We start from the raw sequence: 26,721 nt of genomic DNA, 5'->3' as shown, positions 1-26,721 counted from the left end.
GTGCGGCAGGCCCTCGTCCGGGGGCAACGCCTCGGCCAGTGCCTTCCAGTGCCGGGCGGTGTCCACCTCGGCGCGCGCGAGGTGGTGGAGGTGCAGGAGGCGCGCGGCCGTCCGCGAGCCGGCCCCGGCCGCGTACTGGAACCAGAACTGCGCGCCCTCCATCCGGTCGGCCAGGTGCAGGAGGCAGCCGAACAGCAGCGCCGGTTCCGCTCCGTGCGGCCAGGTGCCGGCGGCCAGGGCCAGCTCGGCGAAGGACCGGCTCTCGGCCAGCGACCAGGCCAGGTCGTCCAGCGCCCGGGCGGCCCGTACGTGGCAGGCGGCGTCGAGCACGAGGTCGTCCGCCAAGGTGGGCACGGGCCGGGGCAGCGGCGCGCGGCCGGCCAGGGAGGCCGGTGCCGGGAAGCCGCCCAGGCCGGTGGCGCCGGTCGCCGCGCGGGCCCGGTCCGCCGCGATGCGGCGGGCGATGCGCCGCCGGGCGGCGTCCTCGTCGTAGCCGGCGTACTCCTCGACCAGCACCTCGGCCTCCTCCAGTGCCGCCGCCAGCTTCTCCCCCGGCACGGCGTCGTCATCGGCGGTCATGTCGCTCACCGGCCCTTCTCCTCTCCAGGGGCCCAGTCCGCCCCGAGTTTCTGGGACAGGATTCGGCTTGCGCCTCGAATGTGCGAACGGACCGCCGCGGGGGAGATCCCCAGCATCCGGCCGACGGTGCCGTTGTCGTACCCCAGCAGGAAGGCCAGCAACACCACGTCGTGGTGCCGCTCGGGCAGGCACGCGATCGCCGCGTAGAGGCCGAGCTTGGCCTCCAGCAGCTCCATGCGGTGCCGGGATGCGCGGCGCAGGGCGGCGAACCAGGCCGTCTCGACCATGGCGGCCGGCCGGCCGAGGAGCGCCAGCCGGCGCGCGACGTGTTCGCGCAGCACCGCCCAGGCGAAGCCGTGCAGGCTCGCCTCCTTCAGCGCCTGGCGCCACACCTTCAGCAGGAACGTGAACACGTCGTCGACGACGTCCTCGGCATCCTGGCGGGAGCCCAGTTGCAGGTGTGCGTAGCGCAGGTAGGCGCGGTGGTGCTGGGAGTGGAACGCGCTGAACTCCACCGGCAGCACGCCGGCCAGCTCGCTGGAGACCGCCCGGTCCCCGGACGGGTCGAACTCGCCCTCACTCATGCGCTCCTCCAGGGATGCCGGTCGTCGCCGGTACGAGCGGTCGCTGCCCGGGTCCTCGCACCCGCCAGGCGCGGGTGTCTGCGGACGGCGTCGAAAGCGTGGGAAGCGACGAGTATCAGCACGGGAGTGAAGGTCTGGACAGGAATCACGTCGGCGGGAAGCCTTCCGGTGAGTGAACGGAACGGGCATGCCTGCCCCCCACATCCAGCGGCCGGTCGGACCGGCCGCTCCCCCAACACCACCCCATCGGAAAACACGCCCGAATGTGCACGGCTGTCGACGGAAATCTTTCGGGAAATGGCGCATCTGATCCGCTGCGCGCCCCCCTTCCCGCCGCGTACGCCCCTACTCGACCACCAGGTCGGCCCGGGTCCGGCCGGCGGCGATCAGCCGGGCGTTCGCCTCGTCCGAGCGCGCCACCCACTCCTCGGCACGGGCCGGCGCCTTCCCGTGGCGTACGTGGCGGTCGACCAGCCGCCGTACGCGCAGGGTGTCGTCGGGCGCGAGGAACCAGACCTCGTCGAGGAGCGCCCGTACCGCCGCCCACTCCCCCGCCTCGTACAGCAGGTAGTTGCCCTCGGTGATCACCAGGCGTACCGCCGGGTCGACGGGGATGCTCCCGGCGACGGGCTCCTCCAGCGACCGGTCGAAGGCGGGGGCGTAGACCGCGGCGGCCGCGGGCGTGCGCAGCCGGGCCAGCAGCGCCGCGTACCCGGCGGCGTCGAACGTGTCCGGGGCGCCCTTGCGGTCGGCCCGTCCCAGCCGCTCCAGTTCGGCCTGGGCGAGGTGGAACCCGTCCATCGGTACGACCACGGCCCGTTCGGGCCCGAGCGCCTGCGCGAGGCGGGCGGCGAGGGTGGACTTGCCTGCTCCGGGCGGTCCGGTGATGCCGAGGATCCGGCGCTCGCCCGAGGCCGCGAGCGCGCGGGCCCGCTCCTCCAGTTCGGTGAACTCCATTCCCCCATCCTGCCCGTCAGGGAGGCGGGGGCGTGTGGGGGTCGGTGCCGACGCGGGCGACGAGCAGGGCGATGTCGTCGTCCGCGGACGCCGGGACCAGGTGCGTGATCAGCGAGTCGCACAAGTGGTCCAGCGAGTGCGGGGGTTCGGCGAGCAGGCGGGTCAGCTCGGCCAGGCGTTCGTCGATGTCGCTGCCGCGGGCCTCGACGAGGCCGTCGGTGTACATGACGAGGAGGCTGCCCGGGGACAGGGTCACGTCGGTGGTGGAGTACGCGGTCCCGCCGACGCCCAGCGGGGTGCCGGGCGGCAGGTCGAGGAGGCGGACCGTGCCGTCGGGGGTGACGGTCGCGGGCGGCGGGTGCCCGGCGCGGGTGATGCGGCAGTGGCCGGTCTCCGGGTCGATCACGGCGTACAGGAAGGTGGCGATCATCGGATCGGCGAGGTCGTCGAGGGTCGCCTCCAGCTGGTGCATCAGGGCCTCGGGGGCGAGGTCGAGCCGGGCGAGGGCGCGCACGCTGGCGGAGAGCCGTCCCATGACCGCCGCGGCCGCGATGCCGTGACCCATGACGTCGCCGATGAGCAGGGCGGCCTTGCCGCCGGGGAGCTGCAGGACGTCGTACCAGTCGCCGCCGATCTCGTTGACGTCGCTGGCGGGCAGGTAGCGGTGGGCGACCTCGATGCCGGGCGGCGGGGTGATGTGCTGGGGCAGCATGCTGCGCTGGAGGATGACGGCGGTCTCGTGTTCGCGGTGGTAGAGGCGCGCGTTGTCGATGCTGATGGCGGCCCGGGCCGCGAGCTCGCCGGCGAGGGTGACGTCGTCGGGTCCGAACGGGCCGACGGGGCTGGTGCGGTAGAAGGTGGCGACGCCGAGTACGAGGTCCCGCGCGATCAGCGGCGCCATCATGAACGAGTGCACGCCGACGGGCAGGAGCTGCGCGGGTTTGCCCGTGTGGCGGGCGGCGGAGGAGACGGCCTGCTCGTCCAGGTGCGCGATCAGGAAGGGCCTGCGGGCGGCCAGGGCCAGGGTGTAGGGGGCGGCCGCGGGGAAGACGAGGGTCCTGCCCAGCGGGGCCAGGATGCCGATCACGGCGGAGCCGGTCAGCGGGGCCTTGCCCAGGCGCCGCAGGGCCACGCCCCCGGCCAGCCCCGGGCCGGGCTCGTCACCGCCCGCGAGGGTGTCCAGTACGTCCACGGTGGCGGCGTCGGCGAGCTGCGGTACCGCGAGGTCCGCCAGCTCCTGCGCGGTGCGCTCCAGCTCCAGGCTCGCCCCGATGCGGACGCTGGCCTCGCTGAGCAGAGCCAGCCTGCGGCGGCCGGCCTCGGCCTCGATGTGGTCGCGCTGCTGCTCGGTGATGTCGAGCAGGGAGGCGATCACGCCGATCGGGCGGCCGCCGGGGTCCTCGACGCGGACGTACGAGCACGACCAGACCCGGTCGCGCGACGGGTCCGCGGGGGTGCGCCCCGAGCGGCGGCGGTCCAGCACCGGCTCCCCGGTGGCCAGGACCTGCCGCATCGCGTCCTCCATGTCATCCGCGTTCACCTCCGGCAGGACCTGCACGAGGCGCCGCCCGATGTGGGCGGACTCCGGGAGGCCGTTCATCGCCTCCAGGGCCGGGTTGACCTGCAGGAATCGCAGCTGTGTGTCGAGGATGGCGATGCCGACGGGCGAGCGGGCGAACAGTCCGTCCCAGACCGCCGACGATCCCCGGATCCGGCGGGCCGCGTGGGCGTCGGCGGCGAAGACCAGGACCGCGGAGGCGCCGTGCCGCCGGCTGGGCACCGGGCAGGCCCAGATCTCCAGTTCCACCGGGTGCCCGTCCTGGTGCCAGGCGGTCACGGTGCCCATCACGCCGCGCCCGGTGACGGCGGTCTCCCACAGGGCGCGGCCGAGGCTGCGGTCGGCTCCCGGGTGCAGGAGGTCGGCGATGTGGCGGCCGACGATCTGCGGCGGGGCGTAGCCGAGCAGCTCCTGCGCCACGCGGTTCCAGCGCACGATCGTGCCGTCGGCGCCGGTGGCCAGCTGCGCCACGGGCAGGGAGCCGAGCCAGCCTCCGGCGTCCTGGGCGGCGCTGCTGATCAGATCCTCGATGGGTATCTGCTCGGTCATGGCGCACCTTCCACACCCCCATGGTCGCCCGGTGCACCCGGGGCCGCTTCCCGGCGCCGTCAGCGCGGGCCTGCCGGCCCGTGCCGGCAGGCCCGTCAGTCCGTCAGCCGTTTCGCCGCCTGCCGTACGCCGTCGGCGGCCGTGGCGCAGCGCTCGGCGTGGTCCAGCAGGATCATGCGGAACCGCTCGCCCTCCTCGTCGGTGTTCCAGCCGCTGTTCCCGGCGCAGGCGGCGAGGCTCTGCGCGTGCCGCTCCAGCCGGTCGGCGCTGGCGTGCGCGAGGGCTCCGTACGCGGCCGGGGCGTAGCCGAAGGCCGAGACGGGCACCGCCGTCGGCAGGGTCACCGTCACCCGCCCGTCGCCCTCCCGGGCGGTGAGGTCCTCCAGCGCCACCACCAGCGTCCGCGGATCGAGCGTGTCCGGCAGCCGGTCCGCGGTGAACGTCGGGGCGATCAGCAGCGGGCGGACCGCCTCGGTGACGGCGCGCACGATGTGCTCGGCGACGAGTGCCGCGAACCGCGTCGCCGCGCACCCGGTCGGGGCTCTGCACAGCGGCGGCATCCCCGGGCTCCCCGCCGGGTCCGGGCGGTCCTCGCCGTCCAGGCCGCGCAGCCAGCCGGGCACCCGCAGGATCTCCGTCCCGGCCCCGACCGCCAGGTCCTGCCAGACGAAGTCCGCGCGTACGGGGTACACGGCCGCGGCCACCGGCGGCCAGCGGCGCAGCGCTTCGGCCACGGCTGCTTCCGACGAGGCGGCGGCGCCCACGGCGAGCAGGGCAAGCGCCTGGAGCACGGTCTCGGCGGCGGCCCGGGACACCAGCGCGAGCGCGTGCGCGACGGCCGGTCCCGCGGCGTCCGGATCACTGCCCTTGTGCCCGGGACCCTGGGCCAGGAGCCGGCCCGCCAGGGAGGCGGGGTCCGGGTCGGCCAGGTACGGTGCCAGCCGGCGCCACAGGGCCTCGGCCCGGCCCGCGTACGACCTGCTGTCGGCGGCGGTCGTCGCCGCCGCGAGCACCTCGCTGAGCAGTGTGTCCTCGACGGCCGCGGCGCCCGCCACCACGCGCCGGGCGAGGCGCTGCATGCCGCGCTGCCAGTCGTGCCACTCCAGCGTGCCGTCCCCGCGCCGGGCCGCGATCACCCGGTCCACGTCCCCTGCCAGCAGGGTGCCGAGCTCGGCGGCCGGTACGGCCGCGTCGCGGGGCAGCGGCACGTGCGGCGACAGGCCGTACCGCTGGCCGCCGGCCGTGAGGCCGACCGCGGGCGCGAGGGCCCCCGCCTCGTCCGCTGCCGCGAGCAGGCCCGCCGCGTCGGCGGCGGTCATGGGCAGGAGGAACGGCCCGAAGGGGGTGCTCAGTTGTACCGGGCGGCCGGAGCGGGTGCGCCGCAGGAACGCCAGCAGCCCGCGTGTCACCCCGTCCCGGGTCAGCATGTCCAGCCCGAGGGCGCGGGCCGGGGCGTCCACCCAGGGCAGCCGCTGGGCGACCATCGCCGCGCTGAACACGGCGTTCTCCAGGGTCCAGGCCGTGGCGGGACGTCGCGCCGCGGTGGCCGGGGTGTCGGCAGTGGTCATCGGTCGGTCTCCCTTGTGGTCACTTGTCGCGCAGCATGTAGGGCTGGTTGCCGACGACTTCGCCGTCGTACTCGGTGATCAGCTTGTTGACCCGGTCCCGGTAGGGCGTGAACTCCCCGCGCAGCGCGTCGGAGTACGCCTGCGGGGCGTGCGACAGCGGGTAGTCATACGACTCGTCCAGCCAGGCCAGTTCGACCCAGTTCTCGGGGATGTCGTGGGGCGAGGCCGGTCCGCGCCCGTCCAGTCCCGGGATCACGTCGTGCTTGTTGACGAGGCTGATCACCCGGGTGGTGTGGTCGGCGGGCCGCTTGCTGTCGATCGGGGAGCCGATCGCGATCACGTGGGTGACCCGGTAGGTGGCGGAGACCTCCACGTCGGAGGCGAGGTTCATCGCGGTCATCCCGCCCAGGCTGTGCCCGACGATCATGAGCTCCGAGCCGGTGGGCACCCCGGCCCGCCGGAGCAGCTTCTTCGCCGCGCGGGTGTACGTCGTGTCGGTGCGCAGCAGTCCGTCGAGCGCGCCGACCAGGTCCTGCGGGGTGCTGTTGCTGAGCAGCCCGAAGCTGGTGCCGGGCAGCAGGAGTACGTACCGTACGGCGCCGTCGGTGCACTCGACGCGGCGCAGCAGCACCAGGCCGTGGTTGCCGAGGGCCCCGATGTCGTTGACGTAGCTCACGATGTCGTTGCGGGAGGTGGCGAGCACCTTGGCGAGGATCGGGTCCGGCTCGGTGCGCTCGGCGCGGCCCGGCCCGGGGTTGAGGAACTTGAGGACCGAGCTGGGCAGTCCGAGGAACGGATCGGTGGTCGGCACGCCTCCGGCGAGGGTCACCCACGAGAAGTCGTCGTTGACCGGGTTCTCGTCGAGCATGCCGAGCAGTGCCATCAGCTCCATGATCACGGGGCTCACCGTGGTCAGGGCGCGGGTCACACCGAGCAGCTCGATCAGCGCGCGCATCGCCCGCGCCGCCTCCAGCCGGTTCCCGGCCACCATCGCGTCGGTGAGGCGGCGGGCGGCCGGGGCGCCGAGATTGGGGTGGTCGATCGCGGCCGCCTTGATCCGCAGGGCGAAGGCGTCCACCGCCATGGCCACCTTGGCGGGCCGACGGTACGTCATGTTCCCGCTCATCCGGAGGAGTTCACCGATGAAGCCCCCGTTCGCCCCGAACCCGAGGCCGGCCGACCCGGTCAGCGCCCGAGTGCAGGACACGGCCGTACCGAAGGCCCAGCCGGGGCGCCGCAGCGCCTCCAGCCCGAACCGCCAGCTGAACATCGCGCCGGTCAGCTCCGCGCCGGACTGCTTGGCGGTGAGGGCCGCGTCGGCGAGCAGGACCGAGGCGGCGATGAGGAGTTCGGCGTCGATCCGCTCGGGGTCCGGTTCGGGCGCGGTGGGGGCGGGTACGCGCAAGGGTGCGGCCGGGGCCGCGCTCGGGGCGGCGGTCCCCGGGTCCCTCCGCGCGGGGAGACGCTGAGCCGTTTCGTCGACCACCTGAGGCGCCACTTTCGTACCTCTCATCCCTGTGAACGGCTTCGCAGCCTTGCCTGCCCGCTGTGTGCGGGGGAATCGTGGCATCGAATGTGATCCTTTCCGCGCGGCCGGAGCTCCGTGCGCGCCTCTCGTCCCCGCACGGAGCCGGCCCCGGGCCCCCTCCCGGACCAGTGCCCACGGGCCTGGGCGGATCCGGCGGGCGCCCGGTTCACCCGGCGGGGTTGGGCGGCTCCGGGAGGATGACCGGGCCCCCTCGCTGTTGACGCAGCCCGGTCCGGCCGCCCGGCAGCCCGCTTGGCATGGACGCGGCGTACAGTCGGCTGCCGACGCCGGGACCCGACCGAGAGCAGGGGCAATGACAGGCACCGCACCGACTTCCACCCTCGCCGGCTGGAGCCGGGCTCCCTTCTCCGCCGAGGGGCTCACGTACGACTGCTTCGAGAAGGGCGAGGGGCCGGGCGTGGTGCTCCTGCCGGAGCTGCCCGGCATCACGCCCGAGGTGCTCGGCCTCGCCGAACACCTGGTGGACGAGGGGTTCACCGTCGTGATGCCCTCGCTGTTCGGCACGCCCGGCAAGCCGTTGTCCCTCGCCCGGACGGCGGCGGTCTTCGCCCGCATCTGCGTGTCCGCGGAGTTCCGGGCCTTCGCCACGAACGCCCGCCGGCCCGTCGCCGACTACCTCAGAGCCCTCGCCCGGGACCTCGCCGCCCGTACTCCCGCCGCCGGGGTCGGCGTCATCGGCCTCTGCTTCACGGGCGGTTTCGCCCTGGCCGCGGCGGTGGACGACGTCGTTCTGGCCCCCGTGATGAGCCAGCCGTCGGCCCCGATCGCGCTGACCGCCGCCCGGCGCGCGGACGCCGGTGTCTCCGAGGACGAGTTGCAGCGCGTCGTCGAGCGCACCCGGAACAACGGCCTGTGCATCATGGGGCTTCGCTTCAGCGAGGACTGGATGGCCCCCGAGGAGCGGTTCGACACCCTGAGCTCCCGGCTCGGCGAGGCCTTCAAGGTCATCCGGCTCAGCTCGGCTCCGGGCAACGGCGACGGCTTCGGGCGGCAGGCCCACGCGGTGCTGACCCTGGAGGTCCGCGAAACCCCGGAGGACCACCCGGCCTTGAGGGCGCGCGCGGAGGTCACCGCGTTCCTGCACGCACGGCTGAGCGGCTGAGCGGCTGGACGGCTGGACGGCTGGACGGCTGGACGGCTGGACGGACAACCATTCGTCCAGAAACGTGTTCCGGCCGGGTTGGCTCACCGGCAACACTTGCACCATGACCGGTCACGACCTCGACGAACTGCCCGACCCTGACCAGCCGCGGCCCGCGGGGCAGCCGGCAGGCCCCACTCCGGCGCCTGCCGTGCAGCCCGGCTACGGCTCCGACTACCGTGCGCCGGTGCCCGGTTCCGGACCCCTGCCGGGGAACCCGTACGCGCAGCCGCAGCCCGCGCCCTTGCCGCCTCCCCCACCTGGTGTTCACGGCCTTCCGGGGCAACAGCCGGGATTCGGCGGCCCGTTGCAGCCCGCGCCGGGCAGGGCGAGCAGGAGCCCGCTCCGGGGCCGGCCCGCCGCGCTGATCGCGGCTTTGGTGGCGGGCCTGCTGGTGATCGGCGGCGGCGTGTACGCCGTGGTGGGGACCGGCCGCGACAAGCCGGTGGCCGGGGCAGGGGGTACGGGATCGGCCACGCCGTCCGGCTCCCCCTCGGTCGACAAGGGCGACGGCAAGGGCTCGGGCGGCGGCCCGGACGTGTCCGACCTCAACGCCGGGATCAAGCCGGGCGAGGCCCCGGTCTGGCTGAGTGAGAACAGGAGCGAAGTCCCCGGTTCCGGGACCTCGCAGTACGGCCCGTGGCGAGTGGGCGACGTGGTGGTCAGGGCGATGTTCAAGGAGGTCACCGCCCATGCGGTGACCGATGGCCGGGAGAAGTGGAAGGTCGCGCTGGGGAGCCCGCTGTGCGGAGTCGCGCCGGCCCCGTCCGCGAACGGAAAACTGGTCGTCGGCGTCAAGTCGAGCGACGGCGAGGGCGCCCGCTGCACCCACCTCCAGCAGATCGACCTGACCGCCGGCAAGGCGGGGTGGAAGGTCGAGGTGCCGCAGGAGAACTCCTATGACACCGCGGTCGAGTTCAGGCTGGCGATCGCCGGGGACACCGTCGCGGTCGCCCGGTCGGCCGTCGTCAGCGGCTTCTCGGTCACCGACGGCCACAAGCTCTTCGGTACGTCGATGACGGGTGCGTGCTATCCGGCGGCCGTCGGCGGCGGCGGGGCCAAATTGATCAACGTACGGAACTGCCCCGACCCGAACGACGCCGGCAAGTCCCGCACCATGATCGAGGAGGCCGATCCGGCGACGGGCGCGCCCAAGTGGAACTACCAGTACGAGAAGGGCTGGAACCTCGGCCGGATCTACTCGGTGGACCCCCTGGTCGTGGCCGCGTACCACTCGGACCGGAAGGTCTGGAACATCACGGCCTTCACGGCCGAGGGCAAGATCCGCTCGCAGACCGAGTCCAGGTTCGGGGTCCCCGGCCGGTGCAACGGATGGGGGGACGGAAGCGGTGACCTGCACGGCTGCGTCGGCGCCGTCGTCGACGCCGACACGCTCTACATCGCCGCGGGCAAGCCCGGCACGAGCCTCGGCATCGACGCGACGGACGAGGTGGTCGCGGTCGATCTGAACAGCGGTGCCGAGAAATGGCATGCGACCGCACCCAAGGACCGCGCCATGTGGCCGCTGGCCGTCGAGGACGGCAAGCTCCTCGTCTATATCCAGCCCGGCGCCCAAGCGGCGGGCGCGGTCGCGGCGCTCCCGGTGGCGACCGGCGGCGAACCGCAGGTGGTCCTGGCGAGCCCGGAAGGCACCAAGGGAGCCCAATCCGTCTTCTACCCCAACATGGTGCGCCTGGCCTGGGCGCGCGGACGGCTCTTCCTGCTCAACGGCCGGGTGTACAGCCCCAAGCCGTCGGAGGTGTCCCACGCCATCCTTTCCTTCGGCCGGTAGGCGAAGGGGCGGACACCGACAACAACTGGCGTGCTGCGTCAGCCTCGTGCGCTCCCGCCGCCCGGGTCGTCCGAGGCGCGGGCGATGCCGTCGAGCTCCCTGGCGATCCACGCCCGCTCGGCGGCGTCGCACGGGGACAAGGACCCCGCGAGCGCGGGCTCCTGGCGCGGGCGGGTGTTGTCCACGACCGCCCAGCCCTTGCCGCCGTCGGGGGCGGCCAGTTCGACGAGGCGGTGGTCGAGGTGTCCCGTGATCATCACGGCCATCAGGGACAGGTACTCGCACTGCAGGTCGGGGGCGAGATCGGTGTCTCCCGGCACTTCGAGAACGGCATCGCGGCCGTCGGCGAGCAGCGCGCAGGTGGTCTGGACGGCTCGGATGAGCACCTCGAACCGCTCGCCGCTCAGGCGCCCCCGCAGGAGTTCGAGGTAGGGCCCCAGGACATCGGCCTCCTCGCCGTCGCCCGAGTCCGCCGCATGGTGCTCGATCATGTTCCCCGCCCCTCCCGGACGGCCTCGTCCTCCCGAAGTGTAGGGAGTGCCCCGCACCTCCACGGCGCTCTTCGGCCACCGACGGACGGCGCCCCCGCCCCACCTTCAACAGGCGCCACCGCCAACCGTGTTCGCAGGCGGCCGTTCCAACGGTTCGACGAGTGGCCGGAAGACGTCCATGACGACCGGCCGATCCGGAGGCTTCCCCTCCGAATAGCCGGGACTATGCCGCCCGCATACCCTTCGGAGATATTCCTTGCGTAATTGCAGGGAGAATGCAGTATCTCCGCACTTTCTACATTGACAGTGCGCTGCGCCCTGAGGGTTAATTACTTCACGGGTGGCCTGATGTAGTCGTGTGCGGACGGGTTCTGGTCGGATCCTGACCGGTTCTTTCCGGCAGTTGCGGAGTGTGCGGCCGTGACGACGCCGCGGCGGCGGGGGCCGCTCCGAAATTGCGTGTGTCATGACGATCGTACATTGAGCGGGTATTGGCGAATCCGACTCTTCCGTGGGGGGATCAATGGCCCGTCTCGACCCATTCCCTGTTCCCGATTTCCACCTTCCGTTCGGGAACTCCAAGCATCCACTGGCCGCACGGGCCAACGCCGAGGCCACGTCATGGGCGTTGGGCCACGAGCTCGTCACCGATGCCGCCGAGCAGTTCACGGCGATCGGCTGCGGACACCTCGCGGGCCGGGTGAGCGGCGAGGTGCCGTACGAGACCATCGTGCTGCTCGCGGAGTGGATGGCCTGGTCGTTCGTCCTGGACGATCAGCACGACCACCTCATCAGGACGGGTGAACTTGCCGCCTGGCGGCCCGTCACCGATGCCATCACCGAGTACCTGGCCACGGGCAGGACCTCACGGTCGTCATCGCGCCACAATCCACTGGTGGGCGGATTCATCGAGCTGTGCGACCGGATCCTGGACGGCATGTCCGCGGGCACAGCGGCCCGATACCGAACACATGTCCCCAAGATGCTGCACTCGTTGGACCAGGAGGCGGGCAATCGCGGGGCCGCCAGGCGCCCTTCGATCCAGGACTACGTACTGATGCGCCGGCACAGTTCCCAACTGCTGCCGATGATGGACATGGTGGAAGCCGGACTGGGAATCGACCTGCCGCAGCACGTCCACGACCTCCCCGTTTTCCAGGCGGTCGTGGAGAGCGCCGTGGACATCATCTCGTGGGGCAACGACGTGTTCTCGCTGCCGAAGGAGCACGCCTGCGGGGACAACAACAACCTGGTCTCCCTCATCGCCTCCTGGGAAGGACGTTCGCTTCCGGAGGCCGTCCGGTCGGTCGAGGCGCGCATCCAAGTCCGCATAGAGGACTACGTGGCGGCGGAACGACGACTGTTTCAAGTCATCGATGCCGATGGGGAGATGGAGTCATCGATGCGTACGGCGATCACCCGCTGCGTGCGGAGTTACGAAGACTGGATGATCGGCGCCGATCTGTGGCAGCGTTACGAGTGCACACGGTACAGCGACGAACGGTTCGCGGCCGGGCTGGAGTCCGCGTACACCCGCCCGGACCTCGTTTCGGTGGCATGACGGCATGACAGGGAGTCGACCCATGGCCCGTACGGAACAACTCGGCCCTGCGGTCCACGCACCGGCGGCTCCGGGGCGGTTACCGCTCCTGGGCCACGCCGTCCCCCTGTGGCGGCAGCCGATCGCCTTCCTCGAATCGCTGCGTGAGCACGGCGACATCGTGCGGCTCGACATCGGCACCTGGCCCGTCCACGTACTGACGAGCCCGGACCACGTCCACGCCGTACTGGTGCAGCAGGCACAGAAGTTCGGGCGCGGCCGGGTCTTTGACAGGCTGCGGCCGATGTTCGGCAACGGCATCGTGACGACGGACGGCGAGTTCCACCGCAAGCAGCGCCGGATGATCCAGCCGGCGTTCCACCGGAGCCACATCACCGAGTACGCCGAGGTGATGAGCCGGGCTGCGGAGGAGATGACGGCGTCGTGGACGGCGGGCCGGGAGATCTCGATGGTCACCGAGGCGCGGCGGTACGCGCTGTCCTCGGTGGCCGAGATGATCTTCTCGGGTGACCTGAGCCGGCCCGCCATCGCCGAGGTGCACCGCTCGCTGCCGATCGTCCTGGAGGGGATGCTGCTGCGGGCGGTCATGCCCAAATCCCTGGACCGGCTGCCCATACCGCTGAACCGGCGATTCGACACGGCCGCCGCCCGGCTGCGGGGGATCATCGACCAGGTGATCGCGCAGTACGCCGCCGAGGAGGCCGGGGAGGAGGGGCGCCACGACCTCCTGTCCCTACTCCTGTCGAGCGTCGACCCGGAGACGGGCACGACGATGAGCCCCGAGCAGGTGCGGGACGAGGTCATCGCCATCCTGTTCTCCGGTACGGAGACCTCGGCGACCACCCTGTCCTGGGTCTTCCACGAGGTCGGCCGCCACCCCGACGTGGAGAGGCGTCTGCACGACGAGGTCGACGCGGTGGTGGGCACGCGCCGCGTCCGCCCGTCCGACATCGCCCAACTGCCGTACGCCAACCACGTGTTCCAGGAGGCCCTGCGCCTCCACTCGCCGCTGCTGTTCACCCGGCGGGCGCTGGTCCCGCTCACGCTGGGCGGGGTCTCGATCCCGGCCGGGGCCGAACTCGCCTACAGCCCGTACGCGTTGCACCGCGACCCCGCACTGTTCCGCGATCCCACGGTGTTCGATCCGGACCGGTGGGAGGAGAACGCGGACGAGCAGCCGCGCGCGCACCGGTACATCCCGTTCAGCGCCGGCCAGCACAAGTGCATCGGGGATACGTTCGCCGTGGCGGAGATACTGACCGCCGTCGCGACGGTGGCCTCGCGGTGGCGACTGGTACCCGCTCCGGGGGTGACGGTACGGGAACTCCCGGCGGGGATGCCCCAGCCCAGCGAGCTTCCGATGATCCCCGTTTCACGCCATTGACGGAATCTGATCGATTCCGCGCATTTCAAGGCGAGTTCAGGGATCACCCGCCGTCACAGCCCGCGTAAAGCCAGCAGAGGATACAGCCTTGTCCCCTTACGGGTGACGTGATCCCGCAATAATGTGCTTAAGCAGCAACTTCCCGTCCCCAAGGTCGTACACTCGGCCGCACGCGCTGGAGGGGGCAAGAATGTCACATGTCACGGAACCGCGAGGGTGGGCGACTCAGCCGCTGCTCGAACGGGAATCCGAGATTCGCGCGATCCACCGCGCGGTGGACGAGCTGTGCGGCACCTCGGAGAACGGTCCCACCGCACGCCGCGGAGGTGTCCTGACCTTCGCGGGATCGGGCGGCATCGGCAAGACCACGCTGTTGGTCGAGGCCCGTCGGCACGCGGCCGAGCGCTCCTGCACCGTACTGTTCGCCCGCGGCGGCGAGCAGGAGAAACAGGTGCCGTTCCACGTCATGCGGCAGCTCATCCAGCCGGCCTTCGCCGCCATGACCGAGGACGAACGCCGTGACGTCCTCGGCACCTGGTACAGCATCGTCGCCCCGGCGCTCGGACTCACCGCCGCCCCTGAAGGCCCGACGGCACCCGACCCGCAGGGCGTGCGCGACGGCCTGGACTGGGTCGTCACCCACCTGACGGTACGCAGCGCGCCCGTCGTCCTGATCCTCGACGACGCTCACTGGGCGGACGCCGAGTCCCTGGCCTGGCTGACCGCGTTCGCGGCGCGGGCCGAGGAACTCGCCATGCTGATCATGGTGGCCTGCCGACCGGACGAGATCCCCGCCGGCGCGGGAACGCTGCGCGCCCTGATGGGCCGGCAGGGGACCCGTCCGCACGAGCTCGCTCCCCTCACCACGACCGCGGTGGCCCGCATAGTGCGGGACGCCCTCGGCCAGAGCGCCGATGACGTGTTCTGCCGCGAGTGCTGGGCGATCACCGGCGGAAACCCCTTCGAGGTCGTCGAACTGGCCATGAAGGGCCGCGACCGTGAGCTGAAGCCGCATCAGGACAGCATCCCCGAGCTGCGCGACCTGGCCTCCGCCGTCAAGGGCAGCGGCCTGATCGACCGCCTCGAACAGCTCGGTCCGTCCATCGTCCGGCTCGCCTGGGCCGCAGCGGTGCTCGGCACCGCCGTCCCGACCGGCATCGTCGGAAGCGTGGCGGCCCTCGGTGACGCACAGGTCGCCGACGCCATCACCCAGCTGCGGTCCGCGCGCATCCTGACCGTCCTCAGGGGCCTGCGCCGCAAGGAGGTCGTCGAGTTCTTCCATCCGCTCGTGGCCACCGCCGTATACAGGTCGATTCCGCCCGGTGTGCGCGTCGCGATGCACGGCATGGCCGCGCAGGCCCTGGTCGACGACGGGCAGGGAGCCGCGGCCGCGGCCCGTCACCTGCTGGAGATGCACCCCGACGGCGACCCCTGGGTCGTACAGCAGCTGCGCCAGGCCGCGCGGGACAGCTTCTCCGCGGGAGCGCCCGACGCCGCACGCCGCTATCTGGCCCGTGCGCTGCGCGAGCCCCCGGACACGGAGGACCGGGCCGAGGTGCTGTTCGAGCTCGGCTCCGCGAACCTCCTGCACGATCCCGCGACCACCATCAACCAGCTCAGAGCCGCGCTGGAGGAGCCCAAGGCCGAACAGGGCCTGCGGGAGGCCATCACGTACCGGCTCGCCCAGGCCCTCGCCCACACGGGTCAGCTGGCGGAGGCCGCCGGGCTCCTCCAGGAGGAGGCCAAGCAGGCCACCAGCTCCCGCACCCGGCTGCGCATGCAGGCCGAGCAGTTCAAGTGGAACTCGGTCCGGGTCGACGAGGAGAACTCGCCCGCCCGCTCCCGGCTCCTCGCCCAGTTCGCCAAGCGCATCACGGGCCGCGGTCTGGCCGAGCGGCACATCCTGGGCCTGCGGGCCTGGGACGCCGCCATGCGCGGTGAGCCCGCCACCACGGCGCTGGACTTCGCGGAACAGGCGCTGGACGGCGGGATGAGCTGGACCGACCAGGACTTCGGGTTCGAAGTGCCGGCGGTCATCGCGGTCACGCTGATGTACTGCGACCAGCCGGGCCGCGCCGAGGACCTGTTCAACACCGGCATCGTCGAGTTCGAGGCGAAGGGCTGGCGCGGCGCGCACCTGTCGTTCGTGTACACCCTGCTCGGGTACGTCCGCTACCGGCGCGGGCGGCTCGCCGAGGCGGAGGACTTCGTACGCAACGGCCTGCAGATCGCCGACCGTGTCGGACAGGGGATCCCGGCGCAGTGGTACGCGATCGGAACGCTCATCGAGACGCTGCTCGCCCGCGGGAACACCGAGGAGGCGCAGCGGGTCGCCGACACCTACAAGCTGGGCGAGGGCTTCCCGAACGCCGTCGTCTATCCCGACCCGCAGGCAGTGTGGGGCAAGCTGCTGCTGGCCCAGGGCCGGACCGACGAGGCGCTGCGGATCCTGTCCGCGGCGGGCAAGCGGCTCGATCTGCGCGGCACGCGCAATCCGTCGTGGAGTCCGTGGCAACTGGACCTGGCGCTGGCGCAGTTCTCCCGCTCGCCCGCGCAGGCGCGTGCCACGGCGGCCGAAGCGGTGGCCCGGGCGAAGGCGTTCGGTACGTCCAGCGTGATCGGCCATGCCCTGCGCGTGTCGGCGGCGGTCACGGACCCGGCGCAGGCGGCCGTCCTGCTGCAGGAGGCGGTGGGCCACCTCGAACAGTCCCCGGCCGCCTGCGAGCTCGCCCACGCGCTCGTCGATCACGGCACGGCCCTGCACACCCTCGGTGACCCGCACCGGGCGGCGCAGCAGCTCTACCGGGGCATGGAGACCGCCGCGGCCTGCGGCGCCGACGGCCTCGCGCGCCGCGCCCGCTCCCAGCTGGTGTCGGCCGGACTGCGCCCGCGCCGGCTGCACACCTTCGAGCAGGACACGTTGACCGTGACCGAGAGCGCGGCGGCCGAGCACGCCGCGCTGGGTCTCGACAACGCGGCGATCGCGGCGAAGATGCACAGCAGCCCCCAGGCGGTCTCCGAACTCCTCTCTGCGGTCTTCACCAAGCTCGGCACCGACCGACTCGGCCTCCGCAGGGCCCTGGGGACCTGACGGCCTGGCCGAAACCGGTCGCTGAGGAAGTCACCACTGGCGTCGCCACCACACCCCTGCACTAGCTTGAACGGACATGCGAACGCATGCCGACGGGGGTGTGATGGCGACGCAGTCTGTGGGGACCGACGTCCGGCGCGGGGGGCCTCCTGAGGCCACCCGCCTGGGAACCTCGAAAGGGGCCCGGCCGGCGGTCGTCGCCCTGGGCGTGCTGACGGCCGTGGCACTCGCGCTCTGCGCGTTCGGAGCCGCTCGGAGCGCCGGCACTCCGGCACAGCGGGCCGTACTGGGGACCGGCGCGGTGGTGTGGGCCGTGGTGCTCGTGCCACTGCTCGTGCGGGCGTTGTCGCCGGAGGTCCTCACCGTGGGGCCCGACGGGGTCGAACTGCGGCGCGGGCGGCGCCGGGTGCGGCTCGCGTGGGACGACGTGGAGGCGCTGTTCCTGCTGCCCTCGCGGAAGTCCGGCCCGGCCGCTCAAGGGGCTTCCCCCGTCGGCATCTCTGCCTCGGCGGTCGCGGCCGCGGCCTTTGACGGGCGACTCGTGATCCGGCCGCGTGCGGGCAGTCCGGCAGGGCTCGCGCTGCGGGGTTCGCCGAAGTGGGACCGGCACTGGCAGGCCGTCGCCTTCGACCTCCGGCACGTGGAGGTGGGGAGTTCGGTGCAGGCGCCTTCGCGCTTGGAGCAGCTCTTCGTTCCGTACGCGGGCAGCCGCTGGCGCGGGTCCGCCGCGCTCCCCTTCGACCGGACCGGTGGAGTGACCGTACCGGGACGGCTGCTGACCTGGCCCGCCGTCCTCGTGTTGAGGGTGCGGTGGCTGGTGATCCTCGTCGGCATGCTCGCCGCGGGTGCGGGGTCGGCGGGCCACGGAGTCGGGTTCCCGACGCGGGCCGCCACCGCGGCCGCGGGGGTCGCCTGCGCCGTGGCGGGTACGGGGTGGCTGGCCCGGCGTCTGTGCCGGAGCTGTCGGCTGCGACTGGACGGGGAAGGGCTGCGACTCGGCGTGGGCAGCGCCGAACGCCTGGTGAGCTGGGGCGAGTTGAGTGAGGTCACGATCGGTCCGGCCCTGAGCCGGCGCGGCGGGTCCCCGGGATCGGCCACCGCCGTCCTGGCGCGGCCGGCGCCCGACGCCGCGACACCCGCACCGCTGCCGGGCCGGGCCTTCCCCGTACGGACGGATCCGCGGCTCGTCGAGATCGTGCCGCTGCACTCCCCCGGCCTGCAGTACTGGCACGGACTCGACGTGTTCCCGGAGCAGTTGGCCGCGGCGCTCGACCGGGTCCGGTCCGACGCGGGCGGTGGCGCCGTGCACGGTGGACCGGTATCCCCTGCCGCCACGGGAGAGACGCTCACCCTGTACGTCTCGCCCACCGCGCCTGGCGCCCACCGCACCATCGCCTCCGCCCTGAGGGTCGAGGCGGGGCCCCGGCGGGTACTCGTCGTGATCGAACCCGGCACCTACCCGGAGGCCCTCCGGGCGTCGGGCACCGTCGAACTGTCCGCCGCCCAGGGCGGGCACACCGTGGTGATCGACGTGCCGGCCGGGACGGCGGGCGCCGCGGCCGTCGACTGCTCCGGGCACATCACCCTCACCGGGCTGCGCATCGTCGGCCGGGCGATGGCCGCCGTACGGACGGACGGCCGGCTGCGGCTGAGCGGCTGCGCCGTCGAAGGGTGGGCCGAGGACGCCGTACAGGCGGTGGGCGGCGCCGAGTTGACCGTCGAGGACTGCGAGGTCCGGGTGGGCCGCACCGCACTGGCCGGGGCCCGCGCCGTCTTCCGCCGGAGCCGGTTCCGAGAGGCGAAGGCCGACGCGATCGCCCTGACCGAGGGAGCCCGCGCCGAGCTCCGTGACTGCCATGTGTCCGATGCCCGGGGCTCGGCCGTGAGCGTCTTGGCGTCCTCCGTCGTCATCGAGGACTGCGAGCTGTACGGCGCCGGCAGCCACGCGGTGCTCGCCCGCGATCACGCGGAGGTCGACATGGCGCGCTGCCAGATCCGCGACATCGCGTCGACGGCCCTTTCGTACGTCGATCAGGCCCGCGGAACGATCGAGGACACCAGCGTCTCCGGCGCCAAGCACGGGATGTACGTGGCCCACGGCGCCGACCCCCTCGTGCGCCGGGTCCGGTTCCGCGACTGCCGCGTCACCGGGGTGAGCGTGGGTGAGCAGGGGCGCGGCCGGTTCGTCGGCTGCTCGTGGGAGGACTCCGGGGACACCGGCATCAGCGTGTCGGGCGGCGGCGCTCCTGTCATGGACGACTGCCTGGTCCGGGGCGGGAGGCTCGGGCTGCTCACGGAGAAGGCGCAGGGCCGGTTCACCGGGCTGCGGATCAGCGAACAGAGCACGACCGCGATTCTGATCCGCGAGGAATCGACGGCCGAGCTGAGCGACGTACACCTGGAGAGGTGTGACGACGGACTGGTGCTCCGGGGCGACGCGGTCTCCGTCACCCTCGCCGACGCGACCATCGCCGACCTGGCCGCCTCCGGAATCTGCCTGGAGGGCAAGGCACGGCTGCGGGCTGAGCGGTGCACCATCGAACGAGCCGCCCTGTTCGGATTCAACTGCCGTGACAACAGCAGCCTTTCGGCGCAGGACTGTGTCGTGACCGGCGCCGGTGAGGCCGGTGTCCTGGCGGTGTCGAACGCCACCGTGGACGCCGAGCGGCTCACGGTCACCGATTCGGCCAAATGCGCCGTCATCGCGAACGGCAACAGTCGGGTCACCGTCGCCCATGCCGTACTGCGCGGGGGCGAGCAGGACGGCATCCGGCTCGCGGAGTCGGTCATCGGCCGATTCGAGGACTGCGAGGTGACCGGTTTCCGCGGCGAGGCCGTCTCCGGGAACGACCGCGTCCCCCTCGTCGACGTCCGCACGGGCACCACCGACGCGGACATCGAGCGGCCCGAAGCAGGCCCGCTCGCCGCGCTCCACGCCATGATCGGCCTTGAGGCGGCCAAACAGCAGGTCAGCGTCCAGGTGGACCTGATCCGCCTGGCCAAATGGCGCAAGGAGGCCGGCCTGCCCGCGCCGCCCCTCGCCCACCACCTCGTCTTCTCCGGGCCGCCCGGCACGGGCAAGACGACCGTGGCCCGGCTGTACGGACAACTGCTGGCCGCCCTCGGCGCGTTGAAGAAGGGACATCTCGTCGAGGTGGCCCGCGGCGATCTGGTCGGCGAATACCTCGGGCAGACCACGCAGAAGACGAATCGCGTCTTCGAACGGGCCCGGGGAGGCGTCCTGTTCATCGACGAGGCGTACAGCCTGTCGAGGCGCTTCGGTGCCGGGTCGGACTTCGGCCAAGAGGCCATCGACGTACTCACCAAGCTGATGGAGGACCAGCGCGAGGAGATCGTGGTGATCGCGGCCGGCTACACGGAGGAGATGCGGACGTTCCTGAACTCCAACCCCGGTCTGCGCTCACGCTTCTCACGCACCATCGAGTTCGTCGCGTACGAGCCCGAAGAGCTGACCCGGATGGTCGAAATGCAGGCCCGCTCCCTGGCGTACGAACTCGCCCCCGGCACCGACGGAGTGCTCACGGAACGCTTCGAGCGGCGTGCGCGACGCGGTGAGCCGGCCAACGGGCGGGACGCACGGACCCTGTTCGAGGGCATGGTCGAACGGCAGGCGGGGCGGCTGGCCGCGCACGAGCAGCCGACGCGCGAGGAGCTCGTCCTGCTGATCGCGGACGACATTCCGGGCGAGCGTTAGGCAGTGTCGTCAAAGCCCCGGAGCCACGGCGAAAGGCGCACAGGCATGACCGTGGAGGACTTGGCGAACGGGATACTCGCCCACGTCCCTCAGGACTCCCACGACCCGGAAGCAATGAGCTGGTTCCTGTCGGACGCGGCCGCGGAGGCCGCCGACGAGTTGCGCCGGGCCGCCGTGCGGCCGGATGGCAGCGTCCTGCTGATCGCGGTCCACGCCTTCGCATGGCACAGCTTCTGCCGCTATCTCGCCAGTGGGGAGACGGAGCCGGCGGCTCTGGGCCGCGCCGTGCTCTGCTTCCTCGACGTGTACCGCGCCGATCCCGAGAGCGTCCCGCCCCCGCTGGGACCGGTCGTCGCGGTCCTCGCGGGCGAGCCCGCGGGGGCGGACACCGATCCGGGCGACGTGTACCTGAGCGGCACAGCGGTTCTCACCCTCTACCAGCAGGAGCGCAATCCCGTCCAGCTCCAGGCGGGGGGCATCCTGCTGCGCCACGCGGTCGACGCCTTCCCCGCGGGCAGCTTCGAACAGGGCGCCGCTCTGTCCGATTTCGGGCTCGTGCTGCTGTACGCGTTCCGGGAAGGCGCCGGCCGGGAGTTCTTGGCCGACGCCGTGCAGCGCAGCCGCGCCGCGGTGGCCGCCGCGCCCGGCGACCGGGCCGAACAGGCACGCCGGCACGGCAACCTGGGGTTCGTCCTGAGGAACTGGGCTGAGGTTACGGGCGACCCGTCGGCCGCCCGGGAGAGCGTGGCCGAGCTGCGGCTGGCGACCCGTACCGGCGAACCGGAAGACCCGCACTACGTACTGCACCTCGCCGCGCTCGGTACCACCCTCGCCTCGGCGGCGGTCCCGCTCGTCGAGCCCGCGCTGCTGTCCGAGGGCGTCGGACTCCTGCGCCGCGCCGTGGCGGCCGCGGCCGGATCCGGTCAGCCGTCCGCCGCGTACCTCTCCGACCTCGGCATGGCACTGGTCTCCCTCTCCCTCGCCCCACCGAGGCGGGCGGACGGGCCCCTGCGGCCGGACGAGCGCACCGCCCTCTTCGAGGAGGGGGTCGACGCCCTCCGCCGGGCCTCCGACACGGCCCTCAACCCCCTCGAACGGGCCGTGTACCTCGGCCATCTCGCCCTCGTGCTCAACGGCCGCAACGTGAACACGGCAGATCCCGAGGCCCTCGACGGCGCGTACACCGCCGCGCGCGAGGCCATGGCGGCCGCCCCTCCCGGGCATCCCGCGCACACCCAGGCGCAGTACGTGCTGAGCCAGGTCCTGCGCTCCCGCTATGTCGAGCGGGGCCGCCTCGACGACCTGGAGGCCGCGGTCGACTGCGCCCGGCGCGCGCTGGAGGCGACCGCGCCCGACGCCCCGCCGCATGTCACCCGGACCGTGGACCTCGCCGACCTGCTGCGTCTGCACGCCGACGCCGTCGCCGCGCCCGAGGCGCTCGCGGAGCCGCTCGCCATGCTGCGCGGTCTGGCCGCCGCCACGCCGCCCGGCTCTCCGCAGCGGGCCGAGGTGCTGCTCAAGCTGGCCCGGGCGCTCGCGGCCGTGGGGCAGGGCACGGGTGCGGCCGCGGAGGCCGCCACCGACGAGGCCGTACGGGTGTTCCGGGAGTGCCTCACGCTGCCGGGCGAGAGCACCGGTTACGAGGCCGCGGTGCGGTTCGCCCTCGGCGCCGTGGTGGCCCGGCGCGGGCAGTGGACCGAGGGTGTCTCCCTGATGCGGCAGGGAGTCGACCTGCTCGGTGCCGACGATGCGCGCCGCTCGGAGTACCTGTCCGACCTCGCCGGCGTGCACCTGGACCGCGCCCGCGAGGAGAACGATCCGGCCGAGTACTCCGAGGCGGTACGCCTCCTGCGCCAGGCGGTGGCCTCGGCCCCGGAGGGTGACGCGAGCCAGGAGGCGGTGAGCCGCTCCAACCTCGGCGTCGCCCTCGTGAGGCTCGCCTCCCTGACCGTCGACGAGGAACTGCTGGCCGAGGGGGTTCAAGCGCACCGGGACGCCGTGGCCGTGAGCGCCCCGGACGACCACTACCGGCCGCACCGGCTCGGCAATCTCGGTGACGCCCTGCAACAGCTCGCGCAGTTCCGCTCCGACGCGACCCTCGTCGTGGAGGCCGTGGAGGTACTGCGCGAGGCGGCCCGGGCCGGTGCGCCCACCGTGCCCAGCAGCGCGGCGAGCTACAGCCGCCTGGGCAACGCGCTGCGCTCGCTCACCCGTTTCACCGGGGACGGCGCTCCCCTCGAAGAGGCCGTCTCGTGGCACCGCAGGGCCGTCGCCGCGTTGTCCGGTACGGACGGGAGCGGAAGGGGCGGGCACGGCACGGGCGACGAGTCCCTCAGCCTCCCCGGCGCCCTGCTGGGGCTGGCGAACGTCCTCGGCGAGCGCTTCCGCCTCACGCAGGACGAAACGGTCCGCGAGGAGGCCCTGGAGTACTACCGGGCGGCGCTCGCGGCGGCTCCCCGGGTCTCCGGCGACCGCCATGCCATGCTCAGCAGTTACGGCCACATGCTGTGGGGCGCTGCCGTCGACACCGGCGACGAGGCCCGCATGGACACCGCGATCGGCACCCTGCGCGAGGCCGTCGCCACCGCGCCGGCACACCACGCGCAGCTCGGCATGGTGCTCACGAACCTGGGTTCCGCCTTGATGCAGCGGGCCAGGATCACCGGTGACCGCGTCTGGCTCGCCGAGGCCGTGACCGTACTGCGCCGCGCGGTGGACGCAAGCCCGCCGCACGCCTTCGAGCGCGCCGGGCTGCTCTCCAACCTCGCCGAGGCACTGCGCGCCTGGTACGGGGTCACGGAGGACCGGGCCGCGGCCGAGGAGGCGGTCGCGCTGCTGCGTGAGGCGAGCACGCTGGAGCACGGCGTGCGGCACGGTCCGGACCTGGCCCGCGTCAACCTAGGCGTCCTCTTGCACGACCTCGCCCTGGAGCCGGGACCGGACGGGGAACCCGACCCGGGCGCCCTCGCCGCGTCGTGGCAGGTCCTGGAGGGGGCCGTCGCCCGCCTCGGCGTCGGTGACCCGCTGCGGCCCCTCGCCCTCGCGAATCTGGCCGGCGCCGCCGTGGAGACCGCGGAGCTGGCCGAGGAGGAATCCGGACCGACGGTCCGCGCGGCGCTCGAACGCGCGGTGTCCGCCGCCCGGGAGGTGCTCGACCTCACGCCCGAGGGCCATCGCGAACGGGCCCGCACCCAGTGGGTCCTGGCCCGGGCACAGTGGCGGCGCGCCCTGCTCGGCGAGAGCGTCGATCTGGCCGAGGCGGCCCGGCTGGCCCGGCAGTCCGCGCAGAACGGGGCCGAATCGCTGTCCGTGCGGGTGCGCGCCGCCCGGACCTGGGGCGATGTCGCGGCGGCCGGCGGCCGGGACGCCGAGGCCCGTACCGGATACGCGTACGCCGTCGGCCTGCTGCCCCGGCTCACGCCGCACACCCTCGGGCGCGCCGACCAGGCGGCCCGGCTCGGCGCCGGGTTGGGCCTCGCCTGCGACGCCGCGGCCATGGCGCTGCGCGTGGGCGATCCGGAATCGGCCCTCACCCTCCTTGAGCAGGGCCGCGGGGTACTGCTCGCCCAGGGTCTGGAGATGCGCGGCGACCTCTCCCGGCTGCGCGCGGTGTCCGTGCCCCTGGCCGCCGAGTTCGAGCGGATCCGGGAGGCGCTGAGCACCGATCCGGCGCCGGCCGCGGTCATCCGTACCGACCTCGGGTCGCCGGCCGCACCGGTCGCACCCGCCACCGAGCAGGAGGCCGGACTCCTGGCCGAGTCACGGTACGCCCTGGCGCGGAGCTGGGAGGAGCTGCTGGTCCGGATCCGGGAACTGCCCGGGCTGGAGGACTTCCTGCGTCCGCCGCGGGTCGAAGACCTGATCGCCGCGGCGTCCGGCGGACCGGTGGTCGTGGTGAACGTCAGCCAGTACCGCTCCGACGCCCTCGTCGTCACCGCCGGCGGGGGCGTCGAGGTGGTCCCGCTCCCGGCCCTCACCCCGGACGCCGTCCTGGCCCACGCCGCCGCCTTCGCCACGGGGGTCGACGCGGCGTACGGAGACCTGGGCGCCGAGGAGGCCGTGAGCGCGATGCGGATGCTCTCCGACACGCTGGAGTGGCTGTGGGACTCCGTCGCCTCGCCGGTCCTCGACCGACTGGGGCTGCGTACGGTCCCGATCGACGGGGAACCGTGGACGCGGCTGTGGTGGTGTCCCACGGGCTGGCTGTCGTTCCTGCCGCTGCACGCCGCGGGGCGCCGGGAGGTCCGCTCCGCCGAGAACGTCATGGACCGTGTCATCTCCTCGTACACGCCGACGCTGGGCGCGCTCGTCCGCGCCCGTCAGGCGTCCGGCACCGCTCCCGGGCCGCGGTCCTCCCCGGCCCCGCTGGTGGTCGCGCTCGCCGAGACGCCCGGCGCCGCGCCCCTGCCCGGGGCCTCGCGCGAGGCGCGGCTGCTACGGGAGCTGTTCCCGGCGGGGGTCGAACTCGCGGGCGCCGCGGCGACCGTCGACGCGGTCCGGCGGGCGCTGCCCGACCACCCGTGGGTCCACTTCAGCTGTCACGGCGTGAGCGACCCGATGTCCCCCTTCGAGAGCGGTCTGATCCTCCACGACGGGCGGCTCACGGCGCTCGACGTCGCGGCGCAGCACCCGAGCACGGCGGTCCTCGCCGTCCTGTCGGCCTGTTCCACGTCCCAGGGCGGGTTCCTGCTGCCCGACGAGGCGGTGCACCTGTCGGCCTCGTTCCAACTGGCCGGATATCCCCATGTGGTGGGGACGCTGTGGCCGGTCTCCGACAAGCTGGCGACGCGGCTGGCGGAGGAGTTCTACACGGCGCTCGCCGACGACATCGCCCACGGCCGGCCCATCGACCCGGCGGCGGCCCTGCACCGGCCGGTCCGGGCGCTGCGCGGGCGCCTCGCCCGCGCCCCGCACCTGTGGGCCGCGCACATCCACGCGGGTGCCTGACCCGCCGCCCGCTCAGCCGGCGGGCGGCTCGGCGGACGGGGTCGGCTCGGCCTGCGCGGTGCCCGACCCCGCCTGGGGCAGGTCCTCCGGTTCGGCCGCGTCGCCGGTCGGCCGGTAGACCCGGCGATCGGAGAACTCCTCCACGAGGGCTTCCAGTTCCTCGTCGGACGCCCCGTCACGGTGCGGTGTCATGTACGGCTTCCCCTTCGTCGGTGGGTGACTGCGGCTGCCCCGGTACGGGCGGCAGCAGGACTTCCAGTACGTCGATGTCGGCGGCCCGGAGATAGACCCCGCCGGTGTCGGGCACCCGGCCGAGGAACCGGCCGTCGGGTGCCATCCGGTACTGGGACTGCAGGTAGAGGTCCCCCTGCTGGGGGAAGGCGGACACGGCCGACTGCGGACCCAGCCAACCGCCCACCCACAGCCCGCTCTTGAGGCGGACCCGGACGAAGCACGGCCCGCGGTCGCGGAACAGCGCGTCCCAGGCCGTCGGCGTCGGCTCGTACCGGGCCCTCCGGCGCCGCCTCCCCCAGGCGACCTCCACCCAGGCGATGCCGGCCGGCACCACGACCACCAGGAGCAGCGCGGTGAGGCCCGCCTGCCGGGGGCGCCGCATCACCCCGGCGAGCGGCCCGGCTCCGTCACCGGAGAGCAGGCCGACCAGCCACGGCCCGGCGACGAGCGCGTACACGGTGTCGAGCAGCGCCCCGGCGGCGATGGCGCGAACGAGGCGGTTCTGCGGCTCCTGCTCGGCCGCGACGGCGCCGCGCAGGTGCTCCCGGACGGCCTGGTAGAAGACCCCGGGCAGCACCAGGATCAGCAGGATGGCGAGCTGCTGTACCGTCCCCGGAACCATGGCTGCCGCTCCTCCCCCTCCCGGCCCGCGTGGGCGTGCCGACTCCTTGATCACACGGTACGTCGACGAGCCGCGCGGGGGGTCGGGATCCGGCCGGGCGAGGGAGGGGTCACAGTCGGCTCAGCGGTGGGTGAAGTCCGGGGCGCGCTCGTCCACGAAGGCGCTCATGCCCTCCTTCTGGTCGCCGGTGGCGAACACGGCGTGGAACAGCCGGCGTTCGAAGCGGACGCCCTCGGCCAGGGTGGTCTCGAAGGCCCGGTTCACGGCCTCCTTGGCCATCATGGGGTCCGTGGTCCGTCCGGTCAGGCAGAGTTCCATCGCCTTGGCCTTGCCGACGGCCGGGTCAGCCGCTGGGAGCCGCCATCGAGGGCGTAGCCACCGCGTCGGGTGGACGCGGGC

At 73.1% G+C, this 26,721-nt stretch carries 15 protein-coding genes and 1 pseudogene; 7 read left to right on the top strand and 9 right to left on the bottom strand.

Annotated features, from left to right (window positions below; all coding sequences use genetic code 11):
* Nucleotides 1–584: 584 nt before the first annotated feature.
* The 5 genes from OG509_RS36440 to OG509_RS36420 all read right to left on the bottom strand — a co-directional run bounded on the left by OG509_RS36440 (nt 585) and on the right by OG509_RS36420 (nt 7,200).
* A complete protein-coding gene (locus tag OG509_RS36440) occupies nt 585–1,163 on the bottom strand; it encodes an RNA polymerase sigma factor (RefSeq protein WP_406186845.1) in 579 nt (192 codons plus the stop codon).
* 345 nt (nt 1,164–1,508) lie between these two features.
* A complete protein-coding gene (locus tag OG509_RS36435; protein WP_406186844.1) occupies nt 1,509–2,120 on the bottom strand; it encodes a nucleoside/nucleotide kinase family protein in 612 nt (203 codons plus the stop codon).
* A gap of 16 nt (nt 2,121–2,136) precedes the next feature.
* On the bottom strand, nt 2,137–4,227 hold the full coding sequence (locus OG509_RS36430; protein ID WP_406186842.1) for a SpoIIE family protein phosphatase: 2,091 nt from the start codon (nt 4,225–4,227) through the stop codon (nt 2,137–2,139).
* Nucleotides 4,228–4,322: 95 nt separating this feature from the next.
* A complete protein-coding gene (locus OG509_RS36425; protein WP_406186841.1) occupies nt 4,323–5,795 on the bottom strand; it encodes a hypothetical protein in 1,473 nt (490 codons plus the stop codon).
* 19 nt (nt 5,796–5,814) lie between these two features.
* A complete protein-coding gene (locus OG509_RS36420; protein ID WP_406186840.1) occupies nt 5,815–7,200 on the bottom strand; it encodes a lipase family protein in 1,386 nt (461 codons plus the stop codon).
* A 436-nt stretch (nt 7,201–7,636) separates the two neighbouring features.
* On the opposite strand from OG509_RS36420, the gene OG509_RS36415 reads away from it, so the two are divergent.
* Nucleotides 7,637–8,446, top strand: a complete 810-nt coding sequence (locus OG509_RS36415; RefSeq protein WP_406186839.1) for a dienelactone hydrolase family protein — start codon at nt 7,637–7,639, stop codon at nt 8,444–8,446.
* Between the two features lie 103 nt (nt 8,447–8,549).
* Nucleotides 8,550–10,277: a PQQ-binding-like beta-propeller repeat protein gene (locus OG509_RS36410; protein WP_406186838.1), complete on the top strand. Its 1,728-nt coding sequence runs from the start codon at nt 8,550–8,552 to the stop codon at nt 10,275–10,277.
* A 38-nt stretch (nt 10,278–10,315) separates the two neighbouring features.
* Here the strand turns inward: OG509_RS36410 and OG509_RS36405 are convergent, their stop codons facing one another.
* Nucleotides 10,316–10,768 carry a hypothetical protein gene (locus OG509_RS36405; protein ID WP_406186837.1) on the bottom strand — a complete coding sequence of 151 codons (453 nt, stop codon included), beginning with the start codon at nt 10,766–10,768 and terminating at the stop codon, nt 10,316–10,318.
* Between the two features lie 523 nt (nt 10,769–11,291).
* On the opposite strand from OG509_RS36405, the gene OG509_RS36400 reads away from it, so the two are divergent.
* The 5 genes from OG509_RS36400 to OG509_RS36380 all read left to right on the top strand — a co-directional run bounded on the left by OG509_RS36400 (nt 11,292) and on the right by OG509_RS36380 (nt 25,466).
* Nucleotides 11,292–12,329: a terpene synthase family protein gene (locus OG509_RS36400; protein WP_406186836.1), complete on the top strand. Its 1,038-nt coding sequence runs from the start codon at nt 11,292–11,294 to the stop codon at nt 12,327–12,329.
* Between the two features lie 22 nt (nt 12,330–12,351).
* A complete protein-coding gene (locus tag OG509_RS36395; RefSeq protein ID WP_406186835.1) occupies nt 12,352–13,713 on the top strand; it encodes a cytochrome P450 in 1,362 nt (453 codons plus the stop codon).
* Nucleotides 13,714–13,903: 190 nt separating this feature from the next.
* Nucleotides 13,904–16,804 (top strand): ATP-binding protein, encoded by a 2,901-nt coding sequence (locus OG509_RS36390; RefSeq protein ID WP_406186834.1) that lies wholly within the window; start codon nt 13,904–13,906, stop codon nt 16,802–16,804.
* Between the two features lie 103 nt (nt 16,805–16,907).
* A complete protein-coding gene (locus tag OG509_RS36385) occupies nt 16,908–20,519 on the top strand; it encodes a right-handed parallel beta-helix repeat-containing protein (protein ID WP_406186833.1) in 3,612 nt (1,203 codons plus the stop codon).
* Between the two features lie 45 nt (nt 20,520–20,564).
* Nucleotides 20,565–25,466, top strand: a complete 4,902-nt coding sequence (locus OG509_RS36380; RefSeq protein ID WP_406186832.1) for a CHAT domain-containing protein — start codon at nt 20,565–20,567, stop codon at nt 25,464–25,466.
* Nucleotides 25,467–25,478: 12 nt separating this feature from the next.
* Here OG509_RS36380 and OG509_RS36375 read toward each other — a convergent pair whose 3' ends face one another.
* From OG509_RS36375 to OG509_RS36365, 3 genes and pseudogenes are all read right to left on the bottom strand, one after another.
* Complete coding sequence (locus OG509_RS36375; protein ID WP_406186831.1) at nt 25,479–25,658, bottom strand: hypothetical protein; 180 nt, start codon at nt 25,656–25,658, stop codon at nt 25,479–25,481.
* Complete coding sequence (locus tag OG509_RS36370) at nt 25,642–26,322, bottom strand: DUF6338 family protein (protein ID WP_406186830.1); 681 nt, start codon at nt 26,320–26,322, stop codon at nt 25,642–25,644. Before OG509_RS36370 ends, OG509_RS36375 begins: the two co-directional genes overlap by 17 nt.
* 120 nt (nt 26,323–26,442) lie before the next feature.
* Nucleotides 26,443–26,684: pseudogene (locus OG509_RS36365) on the bottom strand (enoyl-CoA hydratase-related protein); the annotation flags it as partial.
* Between the last annotated feature and the right edge of the window lie 37 nt (nt 26,685–26,721).

It is taken from the genome of Streptomyces sp. NBC_01006, from assembly GCF_045162725.1.
GTDB lineage: Bacteria > Actinomycetota > Actinomycetes > Streptomycetales > Streptomycetaceae > Streptomyces.
The sequence above is the reverse complement of the archived record's forward strand: the minus strand, read 5'-3'. Positions and strand labels throughout refer to the sequence as shown.